Here is a 13,912-nt window from a genome sequence, read left to right as displayed (position 1 = left end):
GCCGAGCCGCTCCGGCGGCTCAGCCCATGAACTTCTTGAATTCCTCGGGCAGTTCGAAGTCCTGACCGTCCTGCCCGGCCGGGAGGCCCAGCGGATTTCCGGCCTGCGCCTCCTCGCGGCGGGCGGCCGCGGCCTGCTCCTCGGCCTTGCGCTTCATCGGGTTGCCGCTCTTGCGCTTGCCCTTGGCCTGCTTCTGCTGCTTCTTCTGCCGGCCCGGGCCGCCGCCCATGCCCGGCATCCCCGGCATCCCCGGCATGCCGCCGCCCTGGGCCATGCGGGACATCATCTTGCGGGCGTCGAAGAACCGCTCGACCAGGTTCTTCACCGCGCTGACGTCCACGCCCGAGCCCTTGGCGATGCGGGCCCGGCGGGAGCCGTTGATGATCGTCGGGTCCTGGCGCTCGGCCGGGGTCATCGACTTGATGATCGCGGCGGTGCGGTCGACGTCGCGCTCGTCGAGGTTGTTGATCTGGTCCTTGATCTGGCCCATGCCCGGCAGCATGCCGAGCAGCTTGCTGATGGAGCCCATCTTGCGGACCTGCTCCATCTGCGACAGGAAGTCGTCGAGCGTGAACTCCTTCGGGCCCTTCGCCAGCTTGGCCGCCATCTTCTCGGCCTCGGCCTGGCTGAAGGTCTGCTCGGCCTTCTCGATCAGGCTGAGCATGTCGCCCATGCCGAGGATGCGGGATGCCATGCGGTCCGGGTGGAACGCGTCGAAGTCGTCCAGCTTCTCGCCGTTGGAGGCGAACATGATCTGCTTGCCGGTCACGTGCGCGACCGACAGCGCGGCACCGCCGCGGGCGTCGCCGTCGAGCTTGGAGAGCACCACGCCGTCGAAGCCCACACCGTCGCGGAAGGCCTCGGCGGTGTTGACCGCGTCCTGACCGATCATCGCGTCGACGACGAAAAGGATTTCCTGCGGCTGGACCGCATCACGGATGTCGGCGGCCTGCTGCATCATCTCGGCGTCGATGCCGAGGCGGCCGGCGGTGTCGACGATGACGACGTCGTACTGCTTGGTGCGGGCGTACTCGATGGAGTCCTTGGCGACCTGGACCGGATCGCCCACGCCGTTGCCCGGCTGCGGCGCGTACACGCCCACGCCCGCGCGCTCGGCGACGACGCTCAGCTGGTTCACGGCGTTGGGGCGCTGGAGGTCGCAGGCGACCAGCAGCGGCGCGTGGCCCTGCGTCTTCAGCCAGCGGCCGAGCTTTCCGGCGAGCGTGGTCTTACCGGCACCCTGGAGACCGGCCAGCATGATCACCGTCGGCGCGGTCTTGGCGAACCGCAGGCGGCGGGTCTCGCCGCCGAGGATGCCGATCAGCTCCTCGTTGACGATCTTGATCACCATTTGGGCAGGGTTCAGGGCCTGCGAGACCTCGGAGCCGAGTGACCGCTCCTTGACCTGCTTGATGAACGCCCGCACCACGGGCAGAGCAACGTCTGCCTCCAGTAGGGCGATGCGGATCTCGCGCGCCGTGGCATCGATGTCGGCCTCGCTCAGCCGCCCCTTGCCACGCAGGGATTTGAAGGTCGCGCTGAGGCGGTCGGAGAGAGTATCGAACACGGCGCTCGTCGGTCCTCGAAGGTCGGGGGCGGTATGAATCAGCCTCCAGGGTATCCGGCCGGGAAAGCTGGGCGGCCCTTGCCCGGAAAGATGCCGGGCAAGGACCTCTTACCCCCGCACCTGCGGGGAACACGCCTTGGCGGTCTTCATGACCTGCTGTGCGGGTGGACCACCCCCGCATCGGCGGGGAGCACACCCCACTCAACGCCCCGCCGCCCAGCTGGGTCACGCCAGCACGTCCTCCACCGCCTTCACCACCGCCGCCGCCTCCGCTTCCAGCAGAAGCGACCCGTCACCCCGCGTCACATAGAACGCGTCCACCGCACTCGCCCCCAGCGTCGAGACGTGCGCGCTGCGTACCCGTACGCCGGCGTCCTCCAAGGCGCGGCCGATGCGGTGGAGCAGGCCCGGGGCGTCCTGGGCGCGGACTTCGAGGACGGTGGCGTCCGTCGCGCCGTCGGGGGCGACCGTAACCCGGGGCGGGGCGTGAACGGTCCGCCGCCGCCCGTACGCAGCCTCCCGCTCCGCCAGCCGCCCGGCGACGTCCAGGGTGCCGTCCAGGGCCCGGACGAGGTCGTTGCGCAGCCGGGCGGCCTCCGGCAGGGAGCCGTACTCGGCGGCCACCCGCCAGCTCAGCACCAGCGCGCCGCCGAGCGCCGGGTCCGGGGCGACCGTGCGCAGCTCCGCCGCGCGGACCGTCAGCCGGTTCAGGGCGAGGACGCCCGCGGTGGCGGGCAGCACGCCGGACCGCTCCGGGAGGGCGACGAGCAGCTCGGCGCCCACGGGGGCGTCGACGGCCTCGCCCTCCGGCCGGGTGCGCAGCACGACCACCGGGCCCGCCGTGCGCAGCGCCTCGACCGCCAGCCGCTCCTCCTCCGCGCTCGGCGGCGCCGGTGCCGCGCGGTCGGCGACCGGCGCCCCGGCGAGCGCCGCCGCGGCGCGCCGGACCAGCTCGGCCACGAGGGAGGCGCGCCAGTTGCTCCAGGCCGCCGGGCCCGTGGCGAGGGCGTCGGCCTCGGTGAGGGCGTGCAGCAGCTCCAGGGTCCCCGCGTCGGTGACGGCGTCCGTGACCGTGCGGACGGTCGCCGGGTCGTCGAGGTCGCGCCGGGTGGCGGTCTCGGCGAGCAGCAGGTGGTGGCGGACGAGCGTGACGAGGACGGCCGTGTCGGCGGGGCCGAAGCCGAGCCGGGGGGCGATGTCGCGGGCGAGCGCCGCACCGGCCTCGGAGTGGTCGCCGGGGTGCCCCTTGCCGAGGTCGTGCAGGAGGGCCGCGACGAGCAGCAGGTCGGGGCGGTCGACGCGGCGGGCGAGGGCGGCGGCCCGGACGGCCGTCTCGACGAGGTGCCGGTCGACGGTCCAGCGGTGGACGGGGTTGCGCTGCGGGCGGCAGCGCGCGTGGGCCCACTCGGGCAGCAGCCGGGAGACGAGCCCTTCCGCCTCCAGGGCCTCCCAGACGGCCACCGTGGGCTCCCCCGCGCCCAGCAGCGTGACGAGCTGCTCGCGGGCCTCCGCGGGCCAGGGCACCGGCAGCGGGCCGGCGGCGGCGAGTCGGCGCACGGTGTGCGGCGACAGCGGGAGCCCGGCCTGGGCGGCGGCCGCGGCGGCGCGCAGCGGCAGGACGGGGTCGCTCTCGGGGCGGGCGGTGCGGGCCAGGACGGCCTCGCCGTCCTGTTCGACGACGCCCTCGGCGAGCGGGATGCGCTCGGGCTCCACGAACCCGCCGCGGCCCCCGCGCCCGCCGAGGATGCGGCGCAGCCGGGGCCGTCCGGAGCGGCCGCGCAGCACGCGGCCGACCTCGCGCCAGGTGACGTCGGCGGCGTAGGAGACGGTGTGGGCGGCCTCGTAGACGGTGCGCAGCAGGGCGTCGGCGTCGGGGAGGCCGAGGCCGGCGGCGACCTGGTCCTGCTCCTGGAGGGCGAGCCGGTCGGTGGCACGGCCGGTGGCGAGGTGGAGGGCGTCGCGGGTGTCGAGGAGGAGGGCGCGGGCGCGGTCGAGGCCCTCGCGGGGGGCGTCGGCGAGCCAGGAGGCGGCGACGGCGCGCAGGGCGGTGGCGTCGCGCAGCCCGCCGCGGGCCTCCTTGAGGTCGGGCTCCAGGAGGAAGCGCAGCTCGCCCTGGCTGCGGGCGCGCTCCTCGCACAGCTCGCGCAGTTCGGGCAGGCGGGCGGGGGCCTGGGCGCGCCAGTCCTGGTAGGCGGTGGTGCGCAGGGCCGTGGTGAGGGCGGGGTCCCCGGCGAGGTGGCGGGCGTCGAGGAGGCCGAGCTGGACCTTGAGGTCGCCCGCGGCGGTCCTGCGGGCCTCGGCCGGGGTGCGGACGGAGTGGTCGAGGGCGAGGCCCATGTCCCAGACGGGGTACCAGACGCGGTCGGCGAGGGCGGCGATCTCGGGTGCCCCGGCGGTGCCGTCGTGGAGCAGGAGGACGTCGAGGTCGCTGCGCGGGGACAGCTCGCCGCGCCCGTAGCCGCCGACGGCGACGAGCGCGACGCCCCGGGCGGGCCCGAGGAGCGCGCCGAGCCAGCCGTCGGTGAGTCTGGCCAGCTCGGCGCGGAGGGGTGCGCCGGACAGGGCGCGGTGGTGCAGGAGCCGCAGCCGGGCCGCCGCGTATCCGCCGTGCTCCGCGCGGGCGGTGCGGGTGGTGTTCTCCGTCACTGGGGCTCCCACATCTTTCAGAGCGCGTCCGGGCCGCGCTCGTTGGTGCGTACGCGGACGACGGTCTCGACGGGGACGACCCAGACCTTGCCGTCACCGATCTTGCCCGTGCGGGCGGTCTTGACGATGACGTCGACGATGTCGTCCGCGTCGGCGTCCTCGGCGAGGACCTCTATGCGGATCTTGGGGACGAAGTCGACGGTGTACTCGGCGCCGCGGTAGACCTCGGTGTGGCCGCGCTGACGGCCGTAGCCGCTGACTTCGGTGACGGTCAGGCCGTGGACGCCGAAGGCCTGGAGGGCGGTCTTGACCGCGTCGAGCTGGTGGGTCTTGACGACCGCGGTGATGAGCTTCACGCGTCCACCTTCTTGTCGGACTTGTTGTTCGGGTGCTGCGGGTCGGGGGTGTGCTGCGCACCGCGGGAGGCCGGGGCGCCGCCGACGGCGCTGAAGTCGTAGGCGCTCTCGGCGTGGAAGGCCTGGTCGACGCCGCTGATCTCGTCGTCCTCGGCGGCCCGGAAGCCGATGGTCTTGTCGACGAGCTTGGCGAGGAGCCAGGAGACGGTGAAGGAGTAGGCCAGCACCGAGAACGCCCCGGCGGCCTGGCGGCCGAGCTGGGTGAGGCCGCCGATGCCGTCGGTGGCGAGGAGGCCGACGAGCAGGGTGCCGATGACGCCGCCGACGAGGTGGACGCCGACGACGTCGAGGGAGTCGTCGAAGCCGAGCTTGAACTTCAGGCTCACGGCCCAGGAGCAGACGGCCCCGGCGACCAGGCCGATGAGGATGGCACCGAAGGCGTTGACGGCGGCGCCGGAGGGGGTGATGGCGACGAGCCCGGCCACGGCGCCGGAGGCGGCGCCCAGGGTGGTGAACGCGCCGTGCCGGATGCGCTCGTAGGCGAGCCAGCCGAGCATGGCGGCGCCGGTGGCGACCTGGGTGTTCATGGCCATGTTGGCGGCGGTGCCGTTGGCGGCGAGCGCGGAGCCGGCGTTGAAGCCGAACCAGCCGAACCACAGCAGTCCCGCGCCGAGCACGACCAGGGGCAGGCTGTGCGGGCGCATGGGGTCCTTCTTGAAGCCGATGCGCTTGCCGACGACGAGGACGGCGGCGAGCGCGCCGATGCCGGCGTTGATGTGGACGGCCGTGCCTCCGGCGAAGTCGATCACCTTGAGCTTGAAGAGCCAGCCGTCGGACTGCCAGACCCAGTGCGCGACCGGGAAGTAGACGATGCTCACCCACAGGGTGATGAACAGCGACCAGGCGCTGAACTTCACGCGGTCGGCCAGGGCGCCGCTCATCAGGGCCGGGGTGATCACGGCGAACATCATCTGGAAGAGCGCGAAGGCGAAGACCGGGATGCCTTCCTTGCCGCCGGTCAGGGTCTCGGGGCGGATGCCCTTGAAGCCGATGTGGTCGAGGTTGCCGAGGAGGCCACCGCCGATGTCGTCACCGAAGGCGAGCGAGTAGCCGTAGAGCACCCACAGGACGCTGACGATGCCGAGCGAGACGAAGGACATCATCAGCATGTTGAGGACGCTCTTGACGCGCACCATGCCGCCGTAGAAGAAGGCTAGGGCCGGTGTCATCAGCATCACGAGCGCGGCACTGATCAGTACGAATGCGGTATCTGCGCCATTCAATGTCGATGTCTCCTCGCGGCGGCGGCCCATGCCCCCGTGCGGGCCGGTGTTACCGATGGGCCGGTGTGGCCACGAGGTTGACGCAGCGCGGTTTCAGTCGATGGAGTCGGCTGTTTCACGCCAGTGACGAAGGGAGCGGCAGTGTTACGCAGGGGTGAACTGCCGGAGATCGCCGAGCCCTCCGCCGCCCGCCGCGGCGGGCACGAACCGACCGCGACGACCCGCCCTGTGTGACCTGGCGTGGGGGAGCCGAGTCGGGCTGTACGGGATGGCCGTCGCGGCCGGGCACGGGGGCCGGGGGCGTCAGACCGCGTGGGCGGCCTCCACCGGTTCCGGCAGGTGGGCGGCGAGTTGCTCGCTCAGCTCCTGTACGGCGGGCACGTCGCCGAAGTCGCGGAGGGCGGTGTCCACGGTCTTGCGGAGCCGGTTGTTCACCCGCTCGGAGCGGACCTGCCTGGCGATCCTGAGGGCCTGCTCGACGGGGGCGGTGGACTCCTCCGGCTCACGCTGCATCAGGTGGACCGTGGCCATGCCGATGAGGTTGAGTGCATACGACCGCCGGTGATCGTTGTCGCTCGAGAACAGCTCGACCGCGCGCTCCATCTTGGGCCGCGCCAGCTGGGCGTAGGTCGGGCTGCGCCCGGCCACATAGGCGAGGTCGCGGAAGGAGTGGGCGTTCTCCGCGTTCAGCTCGGCCTCCGAGAAGAAGCGGATCCAGTCCGGGTCGGCGTCGCCGGGGCTGCAGTCGCCGAAGCAGTCCTCGGCCATGCCGACCGCGCGCTTGACCTTGGCGGGCTGGCCCATGTTGGCGTAGGCGCGGGCCTCCATCGCATACAGCATGGCCTGGGTGCGCGGGGTGGCCGTCTCGCGCGAGCCGTACTGGCCGAGGTGGATCAGCTCCAGCGCATCGTCGGACCGGTCCAGGTGGATCATCTGCCGGCTCATGCTGGAGAGGATGTACGAGCCCAGGGGGCGGTCCCCGGCCTCCTTGGCGGCGTGCAGGGCGAGCACGAAGTACTTCTGGGCGGTGGGGTGCAGCCCGATGTCGTAGCTCATCCAGCCGGCCAGCTCGGCCAGCTCGGCGGCGACCCGGAACAGGCGCCTGGAGGTCTCCTCCGGCTGCGGCTCCTGGAGCAGGTCGGTGACCTCGTGGAGCTGGCCCACCACGGCCTTGCGGCGCAGCCCGCCGCCGCACTGGGCGTCCCACTGCCGGAACATGACGGTCGTGGACTCCAGCAGCTCCAGCTCGGGCAGGGAGAGCCGGGACCTGCGGGAGCGGTCCCGCTCGCCGCCCCGCTGGGCCTTCTCCCGGCCGGTGGGGCCGGGGACCAGCCAGCGCTGCATGGGCTCGATGAGGGCGGGGCCGGCGGAGAGGACCAGCGATGCACCGAGGAAGCCGCGGCGGGCCAGCATCAGGTCGCTGCGGGAGAACTCGCTGAGCAGCTCCACGGTCTGGGGGGCGGCCCAGGGCAGGTCCACCCCCGACACCGACGGCGACCGGTGCACGGGGCGCAGCCCGATGTCCTCGATGCCCACGACACAGCCGAAGCGCTCGGAGAACAGCTCGGAAAGGATCTTCGGGATGGGCTCGCGCGGCTGCTCGCCGTCGAGCCAGCGGCGCACGCGGGAGGTGTCGGTGCTGATGTGATGGGCGCCCAGCTGGCGGGCCCTGCGGTTCACCTGGCGGGCCAGCTCGCCCTTCGACCAGCCGCTGCGCAGGAACCACGAGTTCAGTTGCTCGTTCGGGCGCTTCGCCGAGGGCGCCGAGGATTCCGCCTTCTCGGCCCTGCCGTCGGTCCTGTCTGCTTTCTCGGCCCTGTCGGCACCACCGGTACCGCTGACACTGCCGCCCACGGGTACGCCCCCATCCGAAGCTCTGCAACAGCCTGCACATCCACGCGCCTTGTGCGCACACGCCACGCGCCCTACTCCACGCGCTGCGTGCGGCATGCATCCCGCGTCCTGCGCGTCCGCGCGTCAACCACCGGCAGCCCGCCGCCACTTGCGGCCGCGAATCCGGCAGTCGTCCGGCGGGGTTCCTGCACCGAAAGTAATCCTACGATCACCGGTCCCGCGAGAGCAGTCCAGTAAACGCCACCATTCGCCACCCCAACGAATGAACCACTCCGGCCCTCATCGCGCTTGACTTGACACGGGACGACCGAACGAAAACCAGCGGAACGGTGGACCGGTGTACGCCACGGCGCGCGGATCGCGCCGCACCACCCATCGCGCACCGTCGCGCCGCCCAGAAGGACGAGCCCGCGACCGTACGTGTCCGAGACACTCCGACACGTAACCATCTGCGAGCACGACCCGTTGGAGGGGGCATGGGCTTCACAATCGGCGGCATCCGGGATCTGCGCTCGAGCTCTCGACGCCGAGGCCGCGCGTCGGATCCGGTGACCACGGTCGCGGAGTACACCGGCCTGTGGGGGTGGGACGTCGTGGCGGGCGCCCGGGCCTCCCGCGGCGGCCGGGTGAGCTGCTCGTGCGGCGCCGCCGGCTGCCCCTCCCCCGGCGCCCATCCGCTGTCCTTCGCCGTACCCGTCCCCGCGGGCTCCACGCTGGACGAGGCCGCGGCCGCGTGGGCCGAGGTGCCGGGCGCGGCCGTGCTGCTGCCCGTCGGGCGGTCGTTCGACGTCCTGGAGGTCCCGGAGGCGGCGGGCCGGCACGCGCTGGCGCGGCTGGAGCGGATGGGGCTGCCGCTCGGCCCGGTGGCGCTCACGCCGCACGGGCGGGCGCTCTTCTTCGTCGCCCCGGGGGCCGCGGCGGAACTCCCCCAGCTGCTGTACCGGATGGGCTGGGACGACGCCCGGCTCGACCTGCGCGGCCTGGGCCGCGGCGACCATGTGACGGCGCCGCCCTCCGACTTCGCGGGCCTCGGCCCCATGCGGTGGCTGCTGCCGCCCGCTCTGGACACCGCGGGGCGGCCGCCGGAGGCGCGGCTGCTGCTGGGGACGCTGGCGTACGTGTGCCACCGGTCGGCCGGGGCGTAGGGGCGGCCCGGCCGCCCGGGGCCGGTTGCTGGTTGTCGGCTGTCGGCTGTCGGCTGTCCGAGTACAGAGCGAGCCCCGTCGCAGTTGCTGCGACGGGGCTCGTTCGGTTGCCGGTCAGGCGGTGACGGTCAGCCCAGCAGGGCGTCGACGAACGCCTCCGGCTCGAACGGAGCCAGGTCGTCCGCGCCCTCGCCCAGGCCCACCAGCTTCACCGGCACGCCCAGCTCGCGCTGGACCGCGACGATGATGCCGCCCTTGGCGGTGCCGTCCAGCTTGGTGAGCACGATGCCGGTGATGTTCACGACCTCGGCGAACACCCGCGCCTGCATCAGGCCGTTCTGGCCCGTCGTGGCGTCCAGGACCAGCAGGATCTCATCGACCGAGCCGTGCTTCTCCACGACCCGCTTGACCTTGCCCAGCTCGTCCATGAGACCGGTCTTGGTGTGCAGGCGGCCGGCGGTGTCGATCAGGACGACGTCCGCGTTCTCGGCGATGCCCTCCTTCACGGCGTCGAAGGCGATCGACGCCGGGTCGCCGCCCTCCGGGCCGCGGATCGTACGGGCGCCCACGCGCTCGCCCCAGGTCTGGAGCTGGTCCGCGGCGGCCGCGCGGAAGGTGTCGGCCGCACCGAGGACGACGGACTTGCCGTCGGCCACCAGGACGCGGGCGAGCTTGCCGGTGGTGGTGGTCTTGCCGGTGCCGTTGACACCGACGACCATCACGACGCCGGGCTTCTCCTCGCCGTTCACGCCGACACCGGGCTCGGTGTGGACGCTGCGGTCCTGGTCCCGGCCGATGAGCGCGATCAGCTCCTCGCGGAGCAGCTCGCGCAGCTCCTCCGGGGTGCGGGTGCCGAGCACCTTGACGCGCTCGCGCAGCCGCTCCACCAGCTCCTGGGTGGGGGCGACGCCGACGTCGGCGGTCAGCAGGGTGTCCTCGATCTCCTCCCAGGTGTCCTCGTCGAGGTGCTCGCGGGAGAGCAGGGTCAGCAGGCCCTTGCCGAGGGAGTTCTGCGAGCGGGACAGCCGGGCGCGCAGGCGCACGAGGCGGCCCGCGGTGGGTTCCGGAACCTCGATCCCGGGCTCGGCCGGGGCGGCGGGCGCCGCCGTCTCCGGCTCGACCACGGGTGCGGTCTCCTCCGGGGCCGGGGCCTCGGGAAGCTCCACTTCCTCTATGGTGCGGCGCGGCTGCGGCCGCGCGGTTTCGGCCTCCTCGCCGACGTGCGGTTCGGCGGGCGGCGCGGTGACGGACGGGCTGCTCGGCGGCGGAGCGGGGGGCAGCTGCTTCTTCTTGCGGCTGCTGACCACGAGCCCGCTGATCGCGCCGAGCGCGACCACAGCGATGACTACAGCAAGGATGACGATGTCCATAACGCACCCAGTATCGGACACCTCGGCGCGAGGGCGCTGCCCCGCAGGTTCGCGGGTCGTCTTTGTCGTTTTCCACAAGGACCAATGGCACTAACCGGCCAAAGTTAGAGCAAAGTACGATGGCGTGGGCTCACGCGACGCGCGTAGAGTCCCAACGTCCCTTTCTGCCCAGGCCCCGCCCTGTTCGATCTGCACGGAGCCCCCCGACATGGCCCCACACATGGACGACGCTGCCAACGGCGCCAACGCGTCCAGCACTGCCGCCGGCGCCGACAGCGCCATCGAGACCCGCGGCATCGAGCCCGTACCCGATCACGAGCGGCACGGCCGGGTGCGGGAGCTCTTCCCGACCTGGGTCGCCGCCAACATCAGCGTGCTGCTGCTCACCATGGGTGCGGCCCTGGTGGTCTTCAACAAGCTGAACTTCTGGCAGGTTCTGATCGTCGCCGCGTGTGCCGCGGTCGTCTCGTTCGGCCTCGTCGGCGTTCTGTCCGTCTCCGGCAAGTGGGGCGGCGCGCCCGGCGCGATGCTCTCCCGGGCCACGTTCGGCGTGCGCGGGAACCTCTTCCCCGGCGCGATCCTCTGGGTCGCCCGCTTCGGCTGGGAGACCATCAACGCGGTCACCGGTGCGTACGCCGTGCTGACCGTGCTCGACCTGGTCTTCGGCGTGAAGAGCAACAACGTGCTGATCGTGATCACGCTGTTCGTGTTCGTCGCCTGCACGTTCCTGGTGAGCGGCATGGGGCGCAAGGCGCTCAACGTGTGCAACAAGTGGTCGACCTACCTGTTCGGCATCTTCAGCGTGCTGGTGCTCGGCTACCTGATCACCCACATCAAGTGGGACGACGTCTTCTCCAAGCCCGCCGGCACGACCGCGATGATGATCGCCGGCATCGGCACGATCGCCGCCGGCGGCATCAGCTGGGTGCCGACCGGGCCCGACTTCGCCCGCTACCTGCCGCACGCCGCCTCGGGCAAGAAGATCGTCGGGGCCACCGTCTCCGGTGCGGGCATCGTCATGGTGCCGATGGTGCTCATGGGTGCGGTGATGGCCGTGGCCACGCCCGGTCTGGCCGACGCCCCGGACCCCGTGTCCTTCCTCGGCGACATCCTGCCGACCTGGCTGGCCGTTCCCTACCTCGTCACCGCGATCGTGGGCATGCTGCTGATCAACAGCCTCTCCATGTACTCGGCCGGCTTCACCGCCCAGACCATGGGCGTCAAGCTGCCGCGCGCGATGGCCGTGAGCATCAACGCGATGATCTCCCTGGTGGGCGGTCTGATGCTGATGCTCGTCGCCAAGAGCTTCCTCAGCTCGTTCATCACCTTCCTGATCCTGCTGGCCGTCTCCTTCTCCGCGTGGATCGGCGTCTACTCTGTGGACATGCTGCGGCGGCGCAAGCGGGCCGTTCGGTACGACGCCGAGGCGCTGATGGACACGGGCCGCACGAGCAAGTACTGGTACGTGGGCGGCTTCTGCTGGCAGGCGATGACGGCGTGGGCCGTGGCGCTGGCGGCGGGCATCTCCTTCACGGAGTGCGCCTGGTTCAGCGGGCCGCTGTCGTCGACGTTCGTCGGCAAGTACGGCCTGGGGTGGGCGGCGACGATCGTCATCTCGGCGGTGGTGATGGCTGTGCTTCCCGCTCCGCGCGAGAACGTGGTTTCGGCGGCTGCGCCTGAGCGCGAGCGCGAGAAGGTTGCCGCGTAAGTGTCCTGACGGACCGTGTTGAGGGCCCCCGGTTTCGGGGGCCCTCTTCGTTTGTGCGGTGCGCGGGGCGCGGGGCGCGGTGCGCTGTGGGTGGGTCGGGGGCGGGGTGGGGTGGGCACTTCCGGGGCTGTAATATTTACGGCCCGTTGCCCCAAGTTGCCTTCTTCACCCGGAACTTGGGCCGCAAATATCACTCACGCCCCCGAAGCACCCACCCCACCCCGCCCCCTCCCGCCGAAGCGCGTCTGCAGGCGGTTTGTGGGCAGGCGTTCCGCAGGGCGATGGGGGTGCCCCCATGCCGTTCAGGCAATGGGGGAGGGTGGGCACAAACCAGCCCACCGGGCAGCAACCAATGGGGGCCTGGGGGCGAAGCCCCCAGTTCGGGAAGGGGCGGGGTGGGGAAAGGCCCGCGCAGCGCAAAAAGGGCGCTGCCCCCGGCTCGCGTGAGCCGGGGGCAGCGCCCTTCGAGGAGAGGAGCGGCGGGGTATTAGCCCATCTCCTCCAGCGCCTTGCCCTTGGTCTCCTTCACGAACTTCATCACGAAGGGAATCGAGAGCACGGCGAAGACCGCGTAGATGACGTACGTACCCGACAGGTTCCAGTCCGCCAGGCTCGGGAAGCTCGCCGTGATGACCCAGTTCGCCACCCACTGCGCGGCCGCGGCCACACCGAGCGCCGCAGCGCGGATCCGGTTGGGGAACATCTCGCCGAGGAAGACCCAGACCACCACGCCCCAGGAGAGGGCGAAGAAGAGCACGAACGCGTGGGCGGCGACCAGCGCCACCGTGCCCTGGGTGGTGGGCAGCGAGCCGTCGGCGGCCTTGGAGGCGAAGGCCCATGCCTCAAGGGCGAGGGAGATCGCCATACCGGCGGAGCCGACCAGCGCGAGCGGCTTGCGGCCGACGCGGTCGACGAAGATCATCGCGATCACGGTGCCGACGATGTTGATGATCGACGTGGTGAACGAGTAGAGGAACGAGTCACTCGGGTCGATGCCCACGGACTGCCACAGGGTCGCCGAGTAGTAGAACGCGACGTTGATGCCGACCAGCTGCTGGAAGACGGAGAGGCCGATGCCGACCCAGACGATGGGCAGCAGGCCCGCCTTGCCGCCGAGGAGGTCCTTGAAGGTGGACTTCTGCTCGTTGTTCATCGCGTGCTCGATCTCGGCGACGCGCGCGTCGAGGTCGGTGCCCTTGCCCTCGACATCGGCCAGGACGGCCTTGGCCTTGTCGAGCTTGCCGACCGAGATCAGGAAGCGGGGGGACTCGGGGATCACGAAGGAGAGCAGGCCGTAGAGGACGGCCGGGACGACCATGACGCCGAGCATCAGCTGCCAGGCCTCGATGCCCATGACCTTGCCGCGCTGTTCGCCGTCGGCGAGGTTGAGGATGCCCCAGTTGACGAGCTGGGAGATGGCGATGCCGACGACGATCGCGGCCTGCTGGAAGGAGCCGAGGCGGCCGCGGTAGGCCGGCGGCGAGACCTCGGCGATGTAGGCCGGGCCGATGACCGAGGCCATGCCGATCGCGATGCCGCCGAGCACGCGCCAGAAGGCGAGGTCCCAGAGCGAGAAGGGCAGGGCCGAGCCGACGGCGCTGATGGTGAAGAGCGTGGCGGAGATCTGCATCACGCGGATGCGGCCGATCCGGTCCGCGACGCGGCCCGCGGTGGCAGCGCCCACCGCGCAGCCGATCAGCGCGATGGCGATGACCTGGGCGAGGGCGGCGGAACCGATGTCGTACTTCCCGCGGATGCCCTCGACCGCACCGTTGATCACGGAGCTGTCGTAGCCGAAGAGGAAGCCACCCATGGCCGCGGCCGCGGTGATGAAGATGACGTGGCCGAGGTGGTCCGGCTGGGCCTTGCGGCCCTCGGTCCCCTGCGCCGTCGCAGTGCTGGTCAACGTGTACTCCTGGAGCCCGGCCACGTTGCCGGGGTGGGGGGGCCTTTCCCGTGGGGCACAAGATCGAAACGACCACC

At 71.7% G+C, this 13,912-nt stretch carries 9 protein-coding genes; 2 read left to right on the top strand and 7 right to left on the bottom strand.

The window, feature by feature from the left end; translation table 11 throughout:
• Window positions 1–19 precede the first annotated feature (19 nt).
• The 5 genes from ffh to nsdA form a co-directional block, all read right to left on the bottom strand.
• Complete coding sequence (gene ffh / locus AC1Z4A_RS23940; protein WP_483681902.1) at window positions 20–1,567, bottom strand: signal recognition particle protein; 1,548 nt, start codon at window positions 1,565–1,567, stop codon at window positions 20–22.
• Between the two features lie 225 nt (window positions 1,568–1,792).
• A complete protein-coding gene (locus AC1Z4A_RS23935) occupies window positions 1,793–4,213 on the bottom strand; it encodes a [protein-PII] uridylyltransferase (RefSeq protein WP_483681901.1) in 2,421 nt (806 codons plus the stop codon).
• 17 nt (window positions 4,214–4,230) lie between these two features.
• A complete protein-coding gene (locus tag AC1Z4A_RS23930) occupies window positions 4,231–4,569 on the bottom strand; it encodes a P-II family nitrogen regulator (protein WP_483681900.1) in 339 nt (112 codons plus the stop codon).
• Window positions 4,566–5,852 carry an ammonium transporter gene (locus AC1Z4A_RS23925; RefSeq protein ID WP_483681899.1) on the bottom strand — a complete coding sequence of 429 codons (1,287 nt, stop codon included), beginning with the start codon at window positions 5,850–5,852 and terminating at the stop codon, window positions 4,566–4,568. Before AC1Z4A_RS23925 ends, AC1Z4A_RS23930 begins: the two co-directional genes overlap by 4 nt.
• Before the next feature lie 303 nt (window positions 5,853–6,155).
• A complete protein-coding gene (gene nsdA / locus AC1Z4A_RS23920; RefSeq protein ID WP_483681898.1) occupies window positions 6,156–7,706 on the bottom strand; it encodes a transcriptional repressor NsdA in 1,551 nt (516 codons plus the stop codon).
• Between the two features lie 476 nt (window positions 7,707–8,182).
• Here nsdA and AC1Z4A_RS23915 point away from each other — a divergent pair, with 476 nt between their 5' ends.
• Entirely contained in the window at window positions 8,183–8,851 is a 669-nt protein-coding gene (locus tag AC1Z4A_RS23915) for a bifunctional DNA primase/polymerase (protein WP_483681897.1), read from the top strand.
• Window positions 8,852–8,979: 128 nt separating this feature from the next.
• Here AC1Z4A_RS23915 and ftsY read toward each other — a convergent pair whose 3' ends face one another.
• Window positions 8,980–10,221: a signal recognition particle-docking protein FtsY gene (gene ftsY, locus AC1Z4A_RS23910; protein ID WP_483681896.1), complete on the bottom strand. Its 1,242-nt coding sequence runs from the start codon at window positions 10,219–10,221 to the stop codon at window positions 8,980–8,982.
• Window positions 10,222–10,429: 208 nt separating this feature from the next.
• On the opposite strand from ftsY, the gene AC1Z4A_RS23905 reads away from it, so the two are divergent.
• Window positions 10,430–11,929 carry a purine-cytosine permease family protein gene (locus tag AC1Z4A_RS23905; protein WP_483681895.1) on the top strand — a complete coding sequence of 500 codons (1,500 nt, stop codon included), beginning with the start codon at window positions 10,430–10,432 and terminating at the stop codon, window positions 11,927–11,929.
• 487 nt (window positions 11,930–12,416) lie between these two features.
• On the opposite strand, the gene AC1Z4A_RS23900 is transcribed toward AC1Z4A_RS23905, so the two are convergent.
• Window positions 12,417–13,835, bottom strand: coding sequence for a sugar porter family MFS transporter (locus AC1Z4A_RS23900; RefSeq protein ID WP_483681894.1), 1,419 nt, complete (start codon window positions 13,833–13,835; stop codon window positions 12,417–12,419).
• Window positions 13,836–13,912: the final 77 nt, after the last annotated feature.

The sequence above is a fragment of the Streptomyces sp. 17_S59 genome (assembly GCF_056930295.1).
This window is presented reverse-complemented; position numbering and strand designations above follow the sequence as displayed.